Annotated in this window: 22 protein-coding genes; 14 read left to right on the top strand and 8 right to left on the bottom strand. The window is 67.3% G+C overall.

All coding sequences use genetic code 11. The features are described 5' to 3' along the window. Positions 1-42 precede the first annotated feature (42 nt). Complete coding sequence (locus ACEN8G_RS04215) at positions 43-246, bottom strand: CsbD family protein (RefSeq protein WP_413417785.1); 204 nt, start codon at positions 244-246, stop codon at positions 43-45. Between the two features lie 90 nt (positions 247-336). Here ACEN8G_RS04215 and ACEN8G_RS04210 point away from each other — a divergent pair, with 90 nt between their 5' ends. Beyond that, positions 337-933 (top strand): class I SAM-dependent methyltransferase, encoded by a 597-nt coding sequence (locus ACEN8G_RS04210; protein ID WP_413417787.1) that lies wholly within the window; start codon positions 337-339, stop codon positions 931-933. Between the two features lie 134 nt (positions 934-1067). On the opposite strand, the gene ACEN8G_RS04205 is transcribed toward ACEN8G_RS04210, so the two are convergent. Both ACEN8G_RS04205 and thiS read right to left on the bottom strand, forming a co-directional pair. Continuing rightward, positions 1068-1865 carry an alpha/beta hydrolase gene (locus tag ACEN8G_RS04205; protein ID WP_413418875.1) on the bottom strand — a complete coding sequence of 266 codons (798 nt, stop codon included), beginning with the start codon at positions 1863-1865 and terminating at the stop codon, positions 1068-1070. Further along, positions 1865-2872: a sulfur carrier protein ThiS gene (gene thiS, locus ACEN8G_RS04200; RefSeq protein ID WP_413418877.1), complete on the bottom strand. Its 1008-nt coding sequence runs from the start codon at positions 2870-2872 to the stop codon at positions 1865-1867. Before thiS ends, ACEN8G_RS04205 begins: the two co-directional genes overlap by 1 nt. Positions 2873-3060: 188 nt before the next feature. Here thiS and aroQ point away from each other — a divergent pair, with 188 nt between their 5' ends. The 6 genes from aroQ to ACEN8G_RS04170 all read left to right on the top strand — a co-directional run bounded on the left by aroQ (position 3061) and on the right by ACEN8G_RS04170 (position 8253). Next, positions 3061-3495, top strand: a complete 435-nt coding sequence (gene aroQ, locus ACEN8G_RS04195; protein ID WP_413418879.1) for a type II 3-dehydroquinate dehydratase — start codon at positions 3061-3063, stop codon at positions 3493-3495. 34 nt (positions 3496-3529) lie between these two features. After that, complete coding sequence (gene accB / locus ACEN8G_RS04190) at positions 3530-4015, top strand: acetyl-CoA carboxylase biotin carboxyl carrier protein (protein ID WP_413418881.1); 486 nt, start codon at positions 3530-3532, stop codon at positions 4013-4015. Positions 4016-4020: 5 nt separating this feature from the next. Further along, positions 4021-5376, top strand: a complete 1356-nt coding sequence (accC, locus tag ACEN8G_RS04185; RefSeq protein WP_413418883.1) for an acetyl-CoA carboxylase biotin carboxylase subunit — start codon at positions 4021-4023, stop codon at positions 5374-5376. Positions 5377-5479: 103 nt separating this feature from the next. Continuing rightward, positions 5480-5818, top strand: coding sequence for an arsenate reductase (glutaredoxin) (gene arsC, locus ACEN8G_RS04180; protein ID WP_413418885.1), 339 nt, complete (start codon positions 5480-5482; stop codon positions 5816-5818). Between the two features lie 261 nt (positions 5819-6079). Further along, positions 6080-7159, top strand: coding sequence for a diguanylate cyclase domain-containing protein (locus ACEN8G_RS04175; protein WP_413418887.1), 1080 nt, complete (start codon positions 6080-6082; stop codon positions 7157-7159). Positions 7160-7374: 215 nt separating this feature from the next. Then, positions 7375-8253 (top strand): AraC family transcriptional regulator, encoded by an 879-nt coding sequence (locus ACEN8G_RS04170; RefSeq protein ID WP_413417571.1) that lies wholly within the window; start codon positions 7375-7377, stop codon positions 8251-8253. A 38-nt stretch (positions 8254-8291) separates the two neighbouring features. Here the strand turns inward: ACEN8G_RS04170 and ACEN8G_RS04165 are convergent, their stop codons facing one another. Then, a complete protein-coding gene (locus tag ACEN8G_RS04165) occupies positions 8292-8675 on the bottom strand; it encodes a PAS domain-containing protein (protein ID WP_413417573.1) in 384 nt (127 codons plus the stop codon). Between the two features lie 377 nt (positions 8676-9052). On the opposite strand from ACEN8G_RS04165, the gene purL reads away from it, so the two are divergent. The 7 genes from purL (at position 9053) to bfr (ending at position 15004) form a co-directional block, all read left to right on the top strand. Beyond that, entirely contained in the window at positions 9053-11272 is a 2220-nt protein-coding gene (gene purL, locus ACEN8G_RS04160) for a phosphoribosylformylglycinamidine synthase subunit PurL (RefSeq protein WP_413417575.1), read from the top strand. Between the two features lie 37 nt (positions 11273-11309). After that, a complete protein-coding gene (locus tag ACEN8G_RS04155) occupies positions 11310-11720 on the top strand; it encodes a hypothetical protein (RefSeq protein ID WP_413417577.1) in 411 nt (136 codons plus the stop codon). Between the two features lie 66 nt (positions 11721-11786). Beyond that, a complete protein-coding gene (locus ACEN8G_RS04150) occupies positions 11787-12455 on the top strand; it encodes a nitroreductase family protein (protein WP_413417579.1) in 669 nt (222 codons plus the stop codon). A 31-nt stretch (positions 12456-12486) separates the two neighbouring features. Then, complete coding sequence (locus ACEN8G_RS04145) at positions 12487-12930, top strand: hypothetical protein (protein ID WP_413417581.1); 444 nt, start codon at positions 12487-12489, stop codon at positions 12928-12930. Beyond that, entirely contained in the window at positions 12931-14184 is a 1254-nt protein-coding gene (locus ACEN8G_RS04140) for a DUF418 domain-containing protein (protein WP_413417583.1), read from the top strand. A gap of 56 nt (positions 14185-14240) precedes the next feature. Next, positions 14241-14411: a bacterioferritin-associated ferredoxin gene (locus ACEN8G_RS04135; RefSeq protein ID WP_183993866.1), complete on the top strand. Its 171-nt coding sequence runs from the start codon at positions 14241-14243 to the stop codon at positions 14409-14411. A gap of 110 nt (positions 14412-14521) precedes the next feature. Beyond that, complete coding sequence (gene bfr / locus ACEN8G_RS04130; protein WP_413417585.1) at positions 14522-15004, top strand: bacterioferritin; 483 nt, start codon at positions 14522-14524, stop codon at positions 15002-15004. Between the two features lie 115 nt (positions 15005-15119). Here bfr and ACEN8G_RS04125 read toward each other — a convergent pair whose 3' ends face one another. The 4 genes from ACEN8G_RS04125 to ACEN8G_RS04110 all read right to left on the bottom strand — a co-directional run bounded on the left by ACEN8G_RS04125 (position 15120) and on the right by ACEN8G_RS04110 (position 19181). Continuing rightward, a complete protein-coding gene (locus ACEN8G_RS04125) occupies positions 15120-15530 on the bottom strand; it encodes an Hpt domain-containing protein (protein WP_413417587.1) in 411 nt (136 codons plus the stop codon). A 142-nt stretch (positions 15531-15672) separates the two neighbouring features. Further along, on the bottom strand, positions 15673-17046 hold the full coding sequence (gene der, locus ACEN8G_RS04120; protein WP_413417589.1) for a ribosome biogenesis GTPase Der: 1374 nt from the start codon (positions 17044-17046) through the stop codon (positions 15673-15675). A gap of 105 nt (positions 17047-17151) precedes the next feature. Next, positions 17152-18474: a PQQ-binding-like beta-propeller repeat protein gene (locus tag ACEN8G_RS04115; protein WP_413417591.1), complete on the bottom strand. Its 1323-nt coding sequence runs from the start codon at positions 18472-18474 to the stop codon at positions 17152-17154. Continuing rightward, the gene (locus tag ACEN8G_RS04110; protein WP_413417593.1) at positions 18471-19181 is read right to left on the bottom strand and encodes a tetratricopeptide repeat protein; all 711 of its coding nucleotides are present in this window, start codon (positions 19179-19181) and stop codon (positions 18471-18473) included. The genes ACEN8G_RS04115 and ACEN8G_RS04110 overlap by 4 nt, the downstream gene beginning before the upstream one ends. Positions 19182-19206: the final 25 nt, after the last annotated feature.

Here is a 19206-nt window from a genome sequence, read left to right as displayed (position 1 = left end):
CGGTTTCCCGGAGCGGCCTCCACCTGAGTATCCGCGGGCGGATCAGATGTCGTCGCCGAGTGCGCCCTTCACCTTGCCGATGAACTGCTCTCCCTTGCCCTTCAGCTCCTGGGCCTTGCCCTCGGCATCGAGCTTGTCGTCGGCGTGCGTACGCTGCGGATCGGCCGGATCGCCGGCGATCGCCTGCTTGGCCTTGCCGACCATCTCGTCGACGTTGCCCTTGATCTTGTCGGTAAGTTCACCCATGATTTCAATCTCCTACCGCGGATCGGCGCCTGGCCGCGCCTGTGATCCGTTCGACTGAAACAACGGTCCGCGCGGGAATTGGGTTCCGTCATGCCAGAACGGATTACCGAGCATTATGAGCGACATGCCCATGCGTTCGATCATGCGCGGCGCAAGCGCTTCGCCGAGCGCGCCTGGCTCGATCGCTTCCTGCTCGGCGTGGCCAGGGGCGCGCCGGTGCTCGACCTGGGCTGCGGTGCCGGCGAGCCGATCGCGCGCTATCTCCACGATCATGGCCATCCGATAACCGGGGTCGACGGATCGGCGGCGATGATCGCCCTGTGCCGCACGCGCTTTCCGCGCGAGCGCTGGATCGCCGGCGACATGCGCACCGTCGCGCTGGACGGCATGTTCGGCGGGATCCTCGCCTGGGACAGCCTGTTCCATCTGCCCGCCGACGACCAGCTCGACCTGATCGGGCGGCTCGCACTCCATCTGTCCCCCGGCGGCGCGCTGCTGTTCAATACCGGCCCGGCGCGCGGCACCGCGATGGGCTGCCAGTTCGGCGAGGACCTCTACCACGCCAGCGCCGACCCGGCGGAATATCGCGCGGTGTTCGCCACGGCCGGGCTGTTCGAGGTCGCCTACAAGCCCGAGGACCCCGCGACCGGCGGGCGATCGGTATGGCTGGTACGGAAGCCGCATTGAAAACTCCCCTCCCTGGAAGGGAGGGGTTGGGGGTGGGTCGATGCACGCGATACGGTTGAAGCTCGATCCGCAGCATCAGTATCGCCTGACCCCCACCCACCCCTAACCCCTCCCTTCCAGGGAGGGGAATCAGGTCAGGGCGCCACCTTCTGCAGGAACGCGATCACCGCCGCCCAGGCCGGCTCGGCGCCGTCCTTGTTCTTCGGGCGGAGCAGCGTCGAGGAGCCATGGACGCCGCCCTGCTTGGGCACGAACTGCTCCTTGTCCTTGCCCGGCACCGCCGCAAGGATCGCGCGCGCCGCGTCGATCTCGTGGCCGTCCTGTGCCGAGGTGACGAACACCGGCGCCTTCACCTTGGCCGCTGCGGTCTCGACCAGCTTCTTGTCGTCGAAATATTCGCCCGGCGAAAAGGCCATCACTGCCTTCACCGCGTCCGGATTCTCGGCCGCGAGCAGGAAGGCGAGCGACGCCGAATAGCTGCTGCCCCACAGGATCACCGGCAGCTTCCGCGCCCGTGCCCAGGCCAGCGCCGCCTCCAGATCGGGCTTGGCCGCCAAATATTCCGCCGAGGTCGCGACATGGCCCGGCTGCACCCCGACGCCCTTCGCCGTCTCGTTGCCGCCGAACAGGTCGCCGCCGGCGCGCTGGTCGATGCGCAGCGACTCATAGCCCCAGGTCGCGAGCCGCGGCGCTATCGTGGCATATTCGTCCTTGCCCGATTCGGCCTGGTGGAAGAGCAGGATCAGCGCCTTGGGCCGCTCCGTCCCGACATGGATACCGGCGATCTTCACGCCGTCGGCCGCAGTGAGCGTCACCGGCTCGGCGGAGATGGCGCGCGCCTCCTTGGGCACGTTGGCGGGCTTGGGATGGCAGGCGGAGAGCGCCAGCAGCGCCAGCGCCGCGGCTGCCGGCACCGCTGCCCTTTGGCGCATCAGATCAGCCCCGCCAGCGGGCTCGACGGATCGGCGTAACGGCGCTTGGCCATGCGCCCGGCGCGGTAGGAGAGCCGCCCGGCCTCCACCGCCGCCTTCATCGCCGCCGCCATCAGGATCGGGTCCTTGGCCTCGGCGATCGCGGTGTTCATCAGGATGCCGTCGCAGCCCAGCTCCATGCCGACCGCCGCATCGCTCGCCGAGCCGACCCCGGCATCGACCAGCACCGGCACCTTGGCACCCTCGACGATCAACCGGATCGTCACCTGGTTCTGGATGCCCAGCCCCGATCCGATCGGCGCGCCGAGCGGCATGATCGCCACCGCGCCGGCATCCTCCAGCCGCTTGGCGGCGATGGGATCGTCGACGCAATAGACCATCGGCTTGAAGCCTTCGTTGGCGAGGATCTCGGTAGCCCGCAGCGTCTCGACCATGTCGGGATAGAGCGTCCGCGCCTCGCCCAGCACTTCGAGCTTCACCAGCTCCCAGCCGCCTGCCTCGCGTGCCAGCCGTAGCGTGCGGATCGCCGACTCGGCATCGAAGCAGCCCGCGGTGTTGGGCAGGTAGGTGATCTTCTTGGGATCGATATAATCGGTGAGCATCGGCGCGTTCGGATCGCTGACGTTCACCCGCCGGACAGCAACCGTGACGATCTCGGCGCCGCTCGCCGCGACGGCGGCCGCGTTCTGCTCGAAATCCTTGTATTTGCCGGTGCCGACGATCAGCCGCGAGCGGAAGGTCTTGCCGGCGACGGTCCAGGTATCCTCGTCGACCGGGCGGCCGTGATCCCCACCGCCGACGAAATGGACGATCTCCAGCTCGTCGCCATCCTCGACGATCACTTCGTTCAGCGTCGAGCGCGGGACGACCTCGAGGTTGCGCTCCACCGCCAGCTTGGCGGGCACCAGCCCCAGCTCCTCGGCCAGCTGCGCGATGGTCAGCCCGGCGGTTACCCGCTTGTGCTCGCCATTGACCGTGATCGAGACGGTGCCGTCGATATGTGCCATCAAGTCCTCCAGATGCGGAGGCATCTAGGCGCGCTGCCTGCTTTGTCAAAGGGCCCCCGGCGCCGTCCCCCGCATTTCGCCAGGCGCGCCAATCGCCATTAAAGCGCCGTTCCCGCGCGTATGGCTTTTGCGCTCGACGTAACGAACCGCTATTGGGGCCGCTTCATCCCCTGCAGCGGACCCGAGCCTTGGCCGATACGATCTACGTCCTCAACGGTCCCAACCTCAATCTGCTGGGACTGCGCGAGCCGGAGATCTACGGGTCGGACACGCTCGACGACATTGCGGGGCGGCTGGAGGACCGGGCCAAGGAGCTCGATCTCGAGATCGACCTGCGCCAGTCGAATCACGAAGGCCATCTGGTCGACTGGCTGCACGAGGCCCAGGCGCGCGGCGCGAAGGCGGTATTGCTCAATGCCGGCGCCTTCACCCACACCAGCGTCGCGCTCTACGACGCGATCCGCGCGATCAGGACGCCGGTACTCGAAGTCCATCTCTCCAACCCGCTCACCCGGGAGGAGTTTCGCCACCACAGCTATGTGGGCATGGCCGCCCGGGGAACCATCGCCGGTTTCGGGGCGCTGTCCTACATGCTTGCGCTTGAAGCCGCCGCGCTCCTCTGACAAAGGGCGCGGTTTCATCGGAAGACGAGATCAAATGGCAGATAAGAACGACAAGACGGGCGCCATGCAGGTTGATATCGAGCTGGTGCGCCAGCTCGCCGCAGTGCTCGACGAAACCAACCTGACCGAGATCGAGGTCGAGGACGCAGACCGCAAGGTGCGTGTCGCCCGCACCGTGCAGGCCGCGCCCGCGATGATGGCCGCGCCGATGGCAGCCCCCGTCGCCGCCCCGGCCGCCGCTGCGCCCGTGGCCGCTCCGGCCGCCGAGGCCGCGCCCGCCGCCGCGCTCAACGCGGTCAAGTCGCCGATGGTCGGCACCGCCTATCTGGCGCCCAACCCCGAGGCGCCGAACTTCGTCGCGGTCGGCCAGGCCGTGAAGCCCGGTGACACGCTGCTGATCATCGAGGCGATGAAGGTGATGAACCCGATCACCGCCACCGCGCCCGGCACGGTCAAGGCGATCCTGGTCGACAATGGCCAGCCGGTCGAGTTCGACCAGCCCCTCGTCGTCGTCGAGTAAGCGCCTTGCCCGAGATCAAGAAACTCCTGATCGCCAATCGCGGCGAGATCGCGCTGCGCATCCACCGTGCCTGCCACGAGATGGGCATCAAGACCGTCGCGGTGCATTCCACCGCCGACAGCGACGCGATGCACGTCCGCCTCGCCGACGAGGCGATCTGCATCGGGCCGCCGGCCGCGGGCGAGAGCTATCTGAAGATCGACCGGATCATCGCCGCGGCGGAGATCTCGGGCGCGGATGCCATCCACCCGGGCTATGGCTTCCTCTCGGAGAACGCCAAGTTCGCCGAGATCGTCGAGGCGCACGGCATCATCTTCGTCGGGCCCAAGCCCGAGCATATCCGCACGATGGGCGACAAGATCGAGGCGAAGCGCACCGCCGGCGCGCTCGGCCTGCCGCTCGTCCCCGGCTCGGACGGCGCGATCAGCGATGTCGAGGAAGCCAAGAAGATCGCCGAGGCCGCGGGCTATCCCGTGATCATCAAGGCCGCATCGGGCGGCGGCGGCCGCGGCATGAAGGTCGTCACCAACCCGGCCGATCTCGAAGCGCAGATGCTCCAGGCGGGCAGCGAGGCCAAGGCCGCCTTCGGCGACGCCACCGTCTATCTGGAGAAGTATCTCGGCAACCCGCGCCACATCGAGGTGCAGGTGTTCGGCGACGGCAATGGCAACGCCATCCATCTGGGCGAGCGCGACTGCTCGCTCCAGCGCCGCCACCAGAAGGTGCTCGAGGAAGCCCCTTCGCCGGTCCTCTCGGCCGAGGAGCGCGCGCGCATCGGCGGGATCTGCGCCAAGGCGATGGCCGACATGGGCTATCGCGGTGCCGGCACGATCGAGTTCCTCTGGGAAAATGGCGAGTTCTACTTCATCGAGATGAACACCCGCCTGCAGGTGGAGCATCCGGTGACCGAGGCGATCACCGGCCTCGACCTCGTCCGCGAGCAGATCCGCGTCGCCGAAGGCCACGGCCTCACCCTCCGCCAGGAGGATGTCGAGTTCCGCGGCCATGCGATCGAGTGCCGCATCAACGCCGAGGACCCGCGCACCTTCGCCCCCTCGCCGGGCCTGGTGAAGGGCTATCACGCGCCGGGCGGCATGAACGTCCGCGTCGATTCGGGCCTCTACGCCGGCTACAAGGTGCCGCCTTACTACGACTCGATGATCGCCAAGCTGATCGTCTGGGGCCACACCCGCGAAGGCGCGCTCCGCCGCCTGCGCCGTGCGCTTGAGGAGTTCGTGATCGACGGGATGAAGACCACCATCCCGCTCCACCAGGCACTGCTCGACGACCCCGAGTTCCAGAAGGGCGAGTATACGATCAAGTGGCTGGAAGAGTGGCTGGCCCGGCAGGACGACCAATGACCGTCATTCCGCCCCGGACCTGATCCGGGGCGGGGTCTCAGGCAAGTAGAGCATTTCGTTTGCGGCATGAGATCCCGGCTTTCGCCGGGATGACGGAGTTTCCATGAAAGCCACGATCTACCACAATCCCCGCTGCTCCAAGTCGCGCGAGGCGCTGGCGATCCTGAACGAGACGCCGGGCATCGAGGTCGAGGTGGTCGAATATCTCAAGACCCCACCGGGCCGCGAGACGCTGAAGGACCTCTATGCCCGCGCCGGCATGACCGCCCGCGAGGGCCTGCGCATCGCCGAGGACGCCGCCAAGCCGCTCAAGGGCGCCGACGACGACACGATCCTCGATGCCATGGCGGCGAATCCGATCCTGATCGAGCGCCCGCTGGTCGTCACCGAAAAGGGCGTTCGCCTCGGCCGCCCGCCGGAAAAGATCCGCGAGATCCTCTAAATCCTTCCCTCGCCCAGGGGAGAGAAGCGCGCCGCAACGCCGAATATCCAAAATGGTTCCGCCCCGTTACCCAATTTGACGAAATCGACGCTGCGCCGGACAATTCCCCCGTCGCGGTAACCCGAAAATTAACGGTCCCCGCCTAATCCTGCACCCGAAAATATAGGATGGGGTGATGCGGATTACGGTCGGGAACGGGAAGCGGTGCACGGGCGCGAGCCCCATGCGAATCGGCGGCGCATCGCGCGGCGAGGCGCAGGCATGAACGCGCCCATCTCGCTGCATTCGCAGCTCGACCGCCTGACCTCCTGGTTCCGCCGCGGCGACTCGGTGCCCGATCGCGCCGCGCTGCACCGGCTGCGCTACGAGCAGATCGGCGCCCTGCTGTTCGAGCATGGCCTCGAGCCCAGCACGCTCAATTTCGATTTCGCCGGCCGCTTCCTCGACGGGCGGGAATTGCAGCTGCTCCAGGCGGCGGAGGACCTGATCGCCGCCAAGGGCAGCCTGACCGACCGCGACGTCGAGAAGATCATGGAGCGCCACGCCAGCGACGACACCTCCGACAAGCTCGAGAAGCTCACCCGCGAGCTGGAGACCAAGGTGGTCGAATGCCTTGGCGCGGTGGGCGATGCCACCGCTTCGACCAGCGCCTATTCCACCGCCCTCGGCCAGGCCGCCGGCGAGATGGAGCGCGCGCCGGGCGAGACCTATCGCCGCCTGCTCGAAGTCACGCTCGAAGTCGCCGAGACCACCCGCAAGATCGGCGGCCGGCTGGAGAGCACGCGCGAGGACACCAAGCGGCTGCGCGGCGATCTCGAGCGCGCGGTGCGCGCGGCCGAGGAGGATCATCTCACCGGCCTGCCCAATCGCCGCGGCTTCTTCGCTCGCATGGAGGAGCTGCTCGCCCGGCCCGACGCCGCGCCCTTCGCGCTGGCGCTGTGCGACATCGACAATTTCAAGGCGATCAACGACCGCCACGGCCACCACACCGGCGACCGCGTGCTGCGCTTCGTCGGGCGCACCCTGCGCGAGTTCCTCGGCCGGCGCGTGACCGTCGCCCGCTATGGCGGCGAGGAGTTCGTCTGCCTGTTCGAAGGCAGCGATGCCGAGGATGCCGCCGAGACGCTCGACGCCTGCCGTGCCCGGCTGCGCGAGCGGCTGCTGCGCGACCAGACCACCAACCTGCCGATCGGCCGGATCAGCTTCTCCGCCGGCGTCGCCACCATCGAGGCCGACTCCGCCGACGCGCTGCGCATCGCCGACGAGCTGCTCTATGCGGCGAAGCGAGCGGGCAAGGATCAGGTCGTGACCGTGACGACCCAGGTGGCCTCGGCCGCCTGAGCCTCCCCCCCTGTCACCCCGGCTTTGGGCGGGGGTCCACCGGGAGACGAGTCATGGACAAGAGGCTCCAGGGCATCGGGTGCGGCACGGTGGCCCCCGGCACAAGGCCGGGGTGACGACATGAGGTGAGGCGTCCCCCCCCCCCACTCCGCAGCATCCGTCAGGCGCCGCTCTCCCCCTTGCGGCATTCCCCGTCCCCAGGGAGACCAGGAACCGTGAAGCCAGACGCAAGCCAGCTCTATCTCGCCCGCATGCAGCGCGTGCTCGACCATGTCGACGCGCATCTGGATGGGGACCTCAGCACCGAAGCCCTGGCCGGCGTCGCCGCCTTCTCGCCCTTCCATTTCCACCGCCAGTTCGCCGAGCTCCTCGGGATCAGCGTCCATCGCTATGTCCAGCTCGCCCGCCTCAAACGGGCCTCGTTCGCCCTCGCCTATCGGAAGACCAGCGTGTTCGACGTCGCGCTCGATTCCGGGTTCGGCGGGCCGGAGGCCTTTGCGCGCGCGTTCCGGCAGCGGATCGGACAGAGCCCGAGCGGATTTCGCGATCGGCCGGAATGGGCTCCCTGGACCGCGGCCTTCGCGCCGCTCGAACAGGCAAGGAGCCAGACCATGACACCCAGTTTCACCGACGCCGATGTCCGCATCGTCGATTTCCCCGCCACCCCGGTCGCGCTGATCGAGCATCGCGGCGATCCCCTGGCGGTGGGCGACACGATCCGCCGATTCATCGACTGGCGCCGCGCCAACGGCCTGCCGCCGGCAAAGAGCGCGACCTTCAACATCCTCCACAATGATCCGGACGGCGTGCCGCCCGAGCAGCACCGGATCGACATCGCCTGCGCCGCCGACCGGGTGGCCGCGAATCCCGATGGCGTCACCGAAGGCCTGATCCCCGCAGGCCGCTGCGCCACGGTCCGCCTGACCGGCCCGGGCGACGACCTGCGCGCGCCGGCCCACTTCCTCTACGCCGACTGGCTCCCCCGCAGCGGCGAGGAACCGCGCGACTTCCCGATGTTCGTGCAACGGGTGAAGTTCTTCCCCGACGTGCCGGCAAACGAAGCGGTGACCGAGGTGTATTTGCCGCTGCGCTAACTCTCCCTCTCCCCGCCAGCGGGGAGAGGGAGAAGGCGTCACCGCCGCAAATGCGTGATGTCCTGCTTCAGCCCATAGAGATACACCGGCCGCCCGTCGCGCACCTCGACATCGGCCGTGACCCGCATCCAGCGGACCTCGCCGTCGGGCCGGCGGATCTCCGCGTCGAAGGTGAAGCTGCCACAGGTCGCGATCGCCTCGTCGCGCAGCCGCTTGAGCTCGGCGCGCGATTCCTCGCTGTACATGGCGACAACCTCGTCGCGCCGCACCGGGCGGTCCGCGGGCAGGCCGAAGATCTCGAACACCCCGGGCGTCCAGCGCAGCGAATCGTCGGAAAGGTCGCATTCCCAGGCGGCCGGCATCGGGGCGAGCACCGCCGGCACTTCGGACGGGACGACGTGCAGCTCGCGTGCCCAGCCCATCGGCACGCGCCCCACGCGTGGCTCTGCGACTCGGTCTATCCAGTGGCTTGGCACGCAGCGATCACCCAGACCCAACTCTCATGGCTCTTGCTACGCCCGAAATGGTTAAAGTCCAGCCCCAGGCACGTCCACGACGATCCGGTCTTTTAATGTAGGATTCCATCTGCTTGACTGGCCGGCATGCAGGCGCGTCCCCCTTCCCCCTCGAATCCGGCCTCCAGCCGACGGGTACCGGGCTCCCCCGCGCGTGCATGTCGTGAACTTAGTGAACTTCCGCGCCAGCCGCGCACGCGATGGCGATTCAAGGGATTCAACATTTTCGCCTCCGCCTCGCTCGGGGGTGACGTGGCCGAACGCCCTCGCTATGGGCTCGTCGCATGACTGAGATCACGCCCGAGATCGTTGCCGAGCACGGCTTCACCCCCGAGGAATATGAGCGCGTCCTGAAGGCGATGGGCCGCGTGCCCAACCTGACCGAGCTGGGCATCTTCTCGGTGATGTGGTCCGAGCACTGCTCGTACAAGTCGAGCCGCATCCACCTCAAGAAGCTGCCGACCACCGGCCCCCAGGTGATCTGCGGCCCGGGCGAGAATGCCGGCGTGGTCGATATCGGCGATGGCCAGGCGGCGATCTTCAAGATGGAGAGCCACAACCACCCGTCCTACATCGAGCCCTATCAGGGCGCGGCGACCGGCGTGGGCGGCATCCTGCGCGACGTATTCACCATGGGCGCTCGCCCGATCGCCAACATGAACGCGCTGCGCTTCGGCCGGCCCGATCACCCCAAGATGAAGCACCTGATCGCCGGCGTGGTCCATGGCATCGGCGGCTATGGCAATTGCGTGGGCGTCCCCACCGTCGGCGGCGAGGTCAATTTCCACAAGGCGTATGACGGCAACATCCTCGTCAACGCGATGACCGTCGGCATCGCCGATACCGACAAGATCTTTTATTCGGCCGCTTCGGGCGTCGGCAATCCGATCGTCTATGTCGGCTCGAAGACCGGCCGCGACGGCATCCACGGCGCGACCATGGCCTCGGCCGATTTCGGCGAGGACAGCGAGGAGAAGCGCCCCACCGTCCAGGTCGGTGATCCCTTCACCGAGAAGCTGCTGATCGAAGCCTGTCTCGAGCTGATGGCGTCGGACGCCATCGTCGCGATCCAGGACATGGGCGCCGCCGGCCTCACCTCCTCTTCGGTCGAGATGGCCAGCAAGGGCGGCGTCGGTATCGAGCTGGTGATGGACGATGTCCCGCAGCGCGAAACCGGCATGACACCGTATGAGATGATGCTGTCGGAGAGCCAGGAGCGCATGCTCATGGTGCTCAAGCCCGGTCGCGAGGATTTCGCCAAGGCGATCTTCGAGAAGTGGGAGCTCGACTTCGCCGTCATCGGCCATGTCACCGACACCGGCCGCATGGTGCTCAAGTGGAAGGGCGACACCGTCGCCGACATCCCGCTCGCCCCGCTCGCCGACGAAGCCCCGCTCTACGACCGTCCGCACGTGCCGACGCCGAAGCCGGCCGAGCTGACCAACGTGCCCGAGAGCGTCGATCCCGCCGCGGACCTGCTCAAGCTGGTCGGCACCCCGGACCTCGCCAGCCGTCGCTGGATCTGGGAACAATATGACCACATGGTCGGCGGCGACACCGCGCAGCGCCCGGGCGGCGACGCCGCGGTGGTCCGCGTCCACGGCACCGACAAGGGCCTGGCGATCACCACCGATTGCACCCCGCGCTATTGCTTTGCCGACCCCGTCGAAGGCGGCAAGCAGGCGATTGCGGAAGCATGGCGCAACCTCTCGGCGGTGGGCGCGACCCCGCTGGCGGTGACCAACTGCCTCAACTTCGCCAATCCGCAGCGCCCCGAGATCATGGGCCAGATCGTCGGCTGTCTCGAGGGCATGTCGGAGGCCTGCCGCGCGCTCGATTTCCCGATCGTCTCGGGCAACGTCTCGCTCTACAACGAATCCAAGGCCACCGGCGGCGGCTCGGCGATCCTGCCGACCCCGGCGATCGGCGCGATCGGCCTGCTCAAGGACTGGTCGAAGAGCGCGACCATCGCGTTCAAGGGCACCGGCGACATCATCCTCGCGATCGGCGAGCGCTCGGGCCATCTCGGCCAGTCGCTGTGGCTGCGCGAGCTGCATGGCCGCGAGGAAGGCCCGGCTCCCGAGGTCGACCTGATGATGGAGCGCCGCACTGGCGCCTTCATCCGCTCGGGCATCTGCACCGGCGCGATCACCGCCTGCCATGACGTGTCGGACGGCGGCCTCGCCGTGGCGATCGCCGAGATGGCGATGGCCTCGGGCATCGGCGCGATCATCGACCAGCCCCAGCCCTTCGGCGTCGCCGGCTCGTTCTTCGGCGAGGACCAGGGCCTGTACGTCGTCACGATCTGCGACACCTGCCTGGCCGACTTCCTGGTCGCCGCCGACAAGGCCGGTCTGGTCGCCGATCCGATCGGCCGCACGATCAAGGACCGCATCATCTTCGAGCTGGAAGAGGGCGATTTCTGCGTGAGCCTGGCCGATCTCAAGGCGGCGCACGAAGGGTTCTTCCCGGAGCTGATGGGAGAAGACGCCGCCCTGGCATGAGATTGCGCGTGCCCGGCCGGCAATGAGGGAGGTTTCCATGCCGTCCGCGGGCTATTCGGGCACGCCGCTCGCTCAGAAACTGGGGCTCAAGCCCGGCATGCGCAGCTGGTTCTGCGGCATGCCGGACAACGTCCGCGCCGAGATCGATCCCGGGGCGCTGGGCGTGGAGGAATATGAGGCCGCCGCTGCCGGGCTGCAGGCAGCGCACATCTTCGTCACCGAGCGCGCCAGGCTCGACCGCGAACTCGATGCGCTATTGGCGCTGATCGACCGCAACGGCTTCATCTGGGTCTCCTGGCCCAAGAAATCCGCAAAAATGCCCACGGACTTAACCGAGGATAGGATCCGCGAGGTTGCGCTCCCCAAGGGATTGGTGGACATAAAGGTCTGTGCCGTCGACGATGTATGGTCCGGCCTTAAGTTAGTGATTCGTCGCGAAAATCGTTGAAATCTCAGGAAAACCCCTGAGTGCCCGCGTGGGGGCGCGGATGGCATGCTCCCCCTCGGAAACCCTATGGCCGAGCATGAGACGCTGCCCTGGCAGCCCTATCCCGAACTGACCGACGAAGCGCGCATCGAGCGTGCCCGGACCTTCCTTGCCGACATGGTCAGCCGCCGCAGCTGCCGCGCCTTCAGCGACCGGCCGGTGCCCCGCGAAGTGATCGAGGCGGCGCTCCTGGCCGCCGGCTCCGCCCCCAGCGGCGCCAACCGCCAGCCCTGGCATTTCTGCGCGATCGAGACGCCCGAGGCCAAGGCGGCGATCCGCGTCGCGGTCGAGGAAGAGGAGCGCCAATTCTACACCAACCGCGCGCCGGAGGCATGGCTTTCCGCGCTGCGCCCGCTCGGCACCGGTGCCGAGAAACCCTATCTCGAGGTCGCGCCCTGGCTGATCGCGGTCTTCGCCCAGCGCTACGCCGAGGACGAGACCCAGCCGCGCAACTATTACGTCACCGAGAGCGTCTCGATCGCCACCGGCCTGCTGCTCGCCACGCTCCACGCCGCCGGCGTCGCCACCCTGGTCCACACGCCGCACCCGATGCGCTTCCTCAACCTGGTCTGCCGCCGCCCCGAAAACGAGAAGCCGCTGATGCTGATCGTCGCCGGCCACCCCGCCGAGGATGCGCTGATCCCCGCCTCGGTGGTCCGCAAGAAGGCGCTGGAGGAGATCAGCTCCTGGCTGTAGCGTCCCCCTCCAGGCTTGGAGGGGACATGACATGGCACAGGCTGGACGCCGGATCCTGACCGCGACTCTCGTCGCCGGCACGCTCGACATCATCGCCGCATCTTTGCTCGCCCTCCAGGCCGGCCGCACGCCCGACAAGATGCTGCGCGCCGTGGCCAGCGGCCCCTTCCCCGACGCGACCGGCTGGGGCACCGGCGGCGCGGCACTCGGCCTGGCGGTCCATTTCGCCATCATGGCAGTCATGGCCACGGTCTTCGTCCTCGCCGCCGATCGGCTGCCGCTGCTCAAGGCGCAGCGGATTCTCGCCGGCATCGGCTATGGGCTGGCGACCTGGGCGGTGATGAACCTCGTCGTCCTGCCGCTGCGCTGGCCGGCCGCCTTCCCGTATTTCGACCTGTACGGCACCGGCAGCCAGTTCTTCTGCCACATCGTGCTGGTCGGCATCCCCATCGCCCTGATCGCGGCGCGGCGCTGAATGGATTCCCCCACTGCGACTGCGGCCTCGCGGCTCGCTTCCCTCGATGTCGTCCGCGGCGTGGCGGTGCTGGGCATCTTGCTGCTCAACATCCTCGCCTTCGCCATGCCCGAGGCCGCCTATGTGAACCCGCGCGCCTATGGCGGCTGGCACGGCGCCGATCTCGCCACCTGGGCAGCGAACTTCATCCTGTTCGACGGCCGGATGCGCGGGCTCTTCTCCTTCCTGTTCGGCGCCTCGACCCTGCTGGTGATCGAGCGGGCCGAGGCCAGCGGACGCGATCCCGCCCGGGTCCATTACAACCGCATGGTCTGGCTGCTCGTCTTCGGCCTCGCCCATTTCTTCCTGGTCTGGCACGGCGACATCCTCGCCCATTATGCGCTGGTCGGCATGATCGCCTATGCGATGCGCGAGATGCCGGTCCCGCGGCTGCTGGTGCTCGGCACGATGCTGGCGCTGGCCAGCGCGCTGCTGTGCGCCGCCATTCCGCTGAACATCATCCAGCTCCAGGCCGAAAACCCCGGCTCCGCAGCGCTGCAGGGCTATGCCCAGTCGTTCGGCGTCCCCCTGCCCGGCGACCTCGTCAAGGACCTCGCTTTGCACCGCGGCGGTTATGGCCCGCTCCTCGCCGACCGCTCGCGCGATGCCGGCGGCACGCTGTTCGGCCTTTCGCTGTTCTTCGGCCCCGAGACGCTCGGCTATATGCTGTTCGGCATGGCGGCGCTGCGCAGCGGCATGCTGCGGGGCGAATGGGCGCCTGCCCGCTATCGCCGCTGGCTGCTCGTCTGCTGGAGCGTCGCCCTGCCCGCCTATGCCGTCCTGGCCTGGTGGCAATGGTCCTCGGGCTTCGACATCCGGGTGATCGCCGCGATGATGCCGCTGACCGCGCTTTGCCGCCCGCCGATGATCGCCGGGTGGATCTGCCTGATCCTGCTCCTCGCCCGCCCCGGCGGCGCGCTGACCACCCTGCTGGCCGCCGCGGGCCGCATGGCCTTCACCAACTATCTCGCCACCAGCCTGATCTGCACCACGCTCTTCTACGGCTATGGGCTGGGCTGGTACGGCCATCTGAGCCGCTGGCAGCTCTACCCCGTGGTTTTCGCGATCTGGGCAGCGATCCTGATCTGGTCCAGGCTGTGGCTGGCCCATTTCCGATTTGGCCCGTTCGAATGGCTGTGGCGCAGCCTGGCGCGCGGCAGCTTCCAGCCGATCCGCGGCAGCGTACTAGGTAATAATGCGAGTGCCTCGCAATAGTCTTGCGAATCAGTGTCAATAGCCCTAACTCTGCTTCTGCGAGTTGCGAGGGTTCGATGGTCGTTTGCGTTTGCAATGCTCTACGGGAACGGGATGTGCGCGAAGCCGCGCGTGGCGGGGCGACCAGCGCCTGCCAGGCCTATCGCGCGCTCGGCTGCCAGGCGAAGTGCGGACAATGCGTGCCGTTCGCCCGTGAGATCATCGCCGAGGAACGTGCTGCTGCGTAACAGTCGCAACAGCCAGAAACCGCAGAAATCCGCCATTTTTTGACTGTCCAACGCGGCGTTCCGCGCCTATTCTGCTGCCCGAAATCCAATCATAAGAACAGGTGGCGGCAATGAAGGGCGATCCCAAGGTCCTCGACTATCTCAACGAGGCGCTCAAGAACGAGCTCACCGCGATCAACCAGTATTGGCTGCATTACCGGCTGCTCGACAATTGGGGCATCACCAAGCTCGCCGAGCTCGAACGCCACGAATCGATCGACGAGATGAAGCACGCCGACAAGCTGGCGGAGCGCATCCTGTTCCTCGACGGCCTGCCCAATTTCCAGCTGCTCGGGCGCCTGCGCATCGGTGAGACGGTGGAGGAGATCCTCAAGGCCGATCTCGCGGTGGAGATGGAGGCGATCCCCCTTCTCCGCGACGCGATCCAGCATTGCGAGAGCGTCCGCGACTATGTCTCGCGCGACCTGTTCGCCGACATCCTCGAGAGCGAGGAAGAGCATGTCGACACGCTGGAGAAGCAGTTCGACATGATCGCCCGCATGGGCCTGGAGAACTACATCCAGCTCAACAGCGAGGCCGTGGAGGCGAGCTAGGTTTTACCGCCAGCCCGTCAATTCATGTGCTCCTGCGAAAGCAGGAGCCCAGGGCCGCAAAGTACATGATTACCCTGGGCTCCTGCTTTCGCAGGAGCACGGGATTTCTGGTCGCTCACCCAGCCAGCGAACGCCGCCCGAACACCGGCCGCCGCTCCACCAGCGGGTTCGATTCGCGCTCCAGCAGCGCCAGCGTCTCCTCGAACAGCGGGCGCAGCGCCACGACATATTCGAGGACGTCGGTCGGGGTATCCTGACGCTCCATGCAGGCGCGGGCGGCCATCTCGATCGTCTCGGCCAGGTCGGCCAGCGGATCTGCGCCGAACTGGCGCGATTCGCCCTTCAGCGTGTGCGCGGGGATGACCATCGAGGCGGCATTGTTCGCGCGCATGGCTTCCTCGATCCGCGCGACCGACTTGACGCCGTCCTCGCGGAAATAGCCGAGAATACGCACGAAATTGGCGCCGAGCTCGGCCCGCGCCCGCGAGAAGCTGTCCCAGTTCACCAGCGGCACATTGCCGGTCATCGCATCATTCCCCTACTCCGCACCCCCAGAGCATGGGCGAATCCTAGAGCCCGTGTGTAAACACAGGGTTGATATCTGATCAGGGTCGTTACGGAAGCGTCTGGATTCTCGTCCCTTATCGCGCCTCAGTCCTTCTCGCGCCTCAATCCTTCTCGCGGTCGAACGGGTTCTTCGGCGCGCGCAGATTGAGGCGCACCGGCACCGCGCCGAAATCGAATTCCTTGCGCAAGCCGTTGATCAGATAGCGCTGGTAGCTGGTCGGCAGCAGGTCGACGCGGGTGCCGAACAGCACGAACGTCGGCGGGCGCGTCTTGTTCTGGGTGACGTAGCGCGGCTTGATCCGCTTGCCGCCCGGCGCGGGCGGCGGGTTCGCCTCGATCGCGCGCTCGAACCAGCGGTTGAGCTGGCCGGTCGAGACGCGGCGCGACCAGGCGTCGCGCGTCTTGAAGGCGACGTCGATCATCGTGTCGAGCCCCTTGCCGGTCACCGCCGAGACGGTGAGCAGCGGCACGCCCTTCACCTGCGCCAGCCCCTCGTCGAGCGCGCGCTTCACCCCGTTGAACAGGCTGGAGGCATTCTCGGCCACGTCCCACTTGTTGAGCACGATGATCAGCGCGCGGCCTTCCTGGAGCACGCGGTCGGCGATCTTGAGGTCCTGCACCTCCAGCCCGCGCGTCGCATCCAGCAGCAGCACCACCACCTCGGCGAAGTCGATCGCGCGCAGCGTGTCCATCACCGAGAGCTTCTCGAGCTTCTCCTCGACCTTCGCCTTCTTGCGCATGCCGGCGGTGTCGATCAGGCGGACCGGGCGCTTGTTGCCGTCGAAATCCTCCCATTCCCAGTCGACCGAGATCGAATCGCGGGTGATCCCCGCCTCGGGCCCGGTGATCATCCGGTCCTCGCCGAGCAGCCGGTTGACCAGGGTCGACTTGCCCGCGTTCGGGCGGCCGACGATCGCCAGCTTGAGCGGGGCGTTGGGGTTGTCGGGATCCTCTTCCTCGACATCCTCCTCGTCCTCGCGCTCGACATGGGGCAGCAGCGCGCCGAACAGGTCGGCCATGCCCTCGCCATGCTCCGCGGAGAGCTGGATCGGCTCGCCGAAGCCGAGTGCCATCGCCTCGATTACCCCGGTCTCGCCCGCACGACCCTCGGCCTTGTTGGCGACCAGTACGATTGGCCGGTCGGTCGAGCGCAGCCAGCGGGCGATCTCCTCGTCGAGCGGCGTCACGCCGGCACGCGCATCGACCAGGAACAGCGCGACATCGGCGTCGTGCACCGCCGCCTCGGTCTGCTGGCGCATCCGGCCGGGCAGGGTCGCGGCGTCCTCGTCCTCGTAACCAGCGGTGTCGAAGATGCGGAATTCGAGCCCGAGTAGGTTCGCCTCGCCCTCGCGGCGGTCGCGGGTCACGCCCGGCTGGTCGTCGACCAGCGCGAGCCGCTTGCCGACGAGCCGGTTGAACAGCGTCGATTTGCCGACATTGGGTCGGCCGATGATCGCGACGGTGGGCAGTGGCATAAATGAAACTCTTCTCGGGGGAATGCCCGGCAGAACGGCATGTAACACAAAAAGCAACGGGCGAGGCCTTTCGGCCCCGCCCGCCTGCCATGGCCGGGAACTAGGTTATTTGAACGCGGTCAGGCGTCCCTTGTCGTCCAGAATGTAGAGGATGTTGTTCGCCACCACCGGCTGGAGCGAGATCGGGTCCTTCAGCTCGATCGTCGAGCTGATGCTGCCGTCCGCCGGCGAGACGAAGACCAGTTCGCCGCGCGTATTGCCGAGGATCAGCTTGCCGCCCGCCAGGACGGGGCCGACCCAGCCATAGGGGTTCTTCGGCTTCTTGTCGTTCTTGTAGCGCTTGAGCTGCGCGATCCAGCGCACCTTGCCGCTGGTGCGCGACAGGCACAGCAGCCGGGCGTCGTCGGTCACCACGAAGATCCACTCGCCGGCCACCCAGGGGGTGGAGATGCCGGCGATGTTCTGCTCCCACATGCGGTTGCCGGTGGCGATGTCCATCGCGACCATGCGGCCGCCCTGGCCCACGGCATAGACACGGCCCTGGTCGATCACCGGCTCGGCATCGATGTCCGACAGCGACGAGACCGAGGTGCTCATGCTGCTGCGCGACAGCACGTCGCTCCACAGCTGGCGGCCATTCTCGTAGCGATAGGCGTTGAGCTCGCCCGACGAGAAGCCGGCGATCACCGTGCCCTGCGCCGAAGCCGGCGCCGCGACGCCGAACACGCCCTGCGATTCGAGGCTTGCCGAAGCGGTCCAGCTGACCTCGCCGGTCTCCTGGCTCATGACGAAGAGCTGGTTGTCCTGGGTGACGACATAGGCATTGCCATTGGCCAGCGTCGGGGCACCGCGCAGCGGGCCGCCCGGGCGCTTGCGCCACACTTCGCTGCCGTCCGCCACCTTGAGCGCGACCACGTCGCCCAGGCCGTTGGCGGCATAGAGATGCTCGCCCGAGACGCTGACGCCGCCGCCGAAGCGCGCGGTCTTGTTGCCGTCCGCCTTCACGGTCGGCGCGGTCCACAGCGTGCTGCCGGTCGCGGCGTCCATCGCATGGACCTGACCGTCGGTGTCCATCACGTACAGCTTGCCGCCCGCGACCACCGGCGAAGCGCCGAGGCGCTCCTTCTTCGAGGTCTTGGTGACCTGCTTGTCCCACAGGCGCGACGGCGTGGCCGACAGCGCGAGCGAACCCATCGACTTGGCGGCATTGCCGCCCGGCTGGGTCCAGTCCTCGTTCACTGCCGCCTCGGGCACGATCACGTCGACATTCGCCAGCGACTTCTCGCTGGTGATGTCGTTTTCGGACATCAGGATGGGAACGCGCTCGCCGAGCACGGGCGTCTTCTTGCCCTGCCCCTTGAATACTCCGCAGCCGCTAACCAGCGCGAGTGCCGCAAGGGCCCCAGCCACCCTCAGCTTGTTGTTCATTTAACCTGCTTTTCCTTCGACTGATCGAGGACGTCGATCCCCAATACGCTCGCCAGCTGAACCGCGCGTTGCCGCGTCGTATCCGGCACATTCTCGCCGCCCTGGGCGATCTGCTGGAGAAGCTTGCCTGCCTCGGCGCGCTTGCCGAGCTTGATCTGCGCGGTCGCCACCAGCTCGCCGGCGCTACCGAACCAGGCCGAATCCGGCTTGGCGAGGCCCTGGAGGCGCGACACCACCACTTCGGGCTTCAGCGTGTCATATTCCACCGAGGTCTGGCGGAGCAGCGCATAGTCGCGCAGCGGCTTGGCAAAGCTGCTGTTGCCCGCGACCGCGGCGTACTTGGCGGCGGCGCCCTTCAGGTCCTTCTTCTGGACCAGCAGGTTGCCCTCGATGATCGACGACATCGCCGCATAGCCGTTGTTGCCGCTGGCGGCGAGCTTGGCGAGCTCCGGCGAGGCCTTGTCGCCCTGGTTCTGCTCGATCTCGCGCAGCGCGGCATCATATTGCTCGCCCTTGGCGCCCGCGGCGGAGTCTGTCTGGTGCTGCCAGAACAGGAAACCGGCGAGCGCGACGAACGCGAGCACCACGGCGCCGATGATCAGCCGCCCATATTTCTGCCAGACGCCCAGCATCTGCGAGCGGCGATATTCCTCGTCGACTTCGCGCAGGAAGGCTTCGTCTGTCGTGCCGGAGGGGGGAAGCGCCAAAATCTACTCCATGCGTCTCTTGCGG

This window comes from Sphingomonas sp. Sphisp66 (genome assembly GCF_047324325.1).
Taxonomy (GTDB): domain Bacteria; phylum Pseudomonadota; class Alphaproteobacteria; order Sphingomonadales; family Sphingomonadaceae; genus Sphingomonas.
The sequence above is the reverse complement of the archived record's forward strand: the minus strand, read 5'-3'. Positions and strand labels throughout refer to the sequence as shown.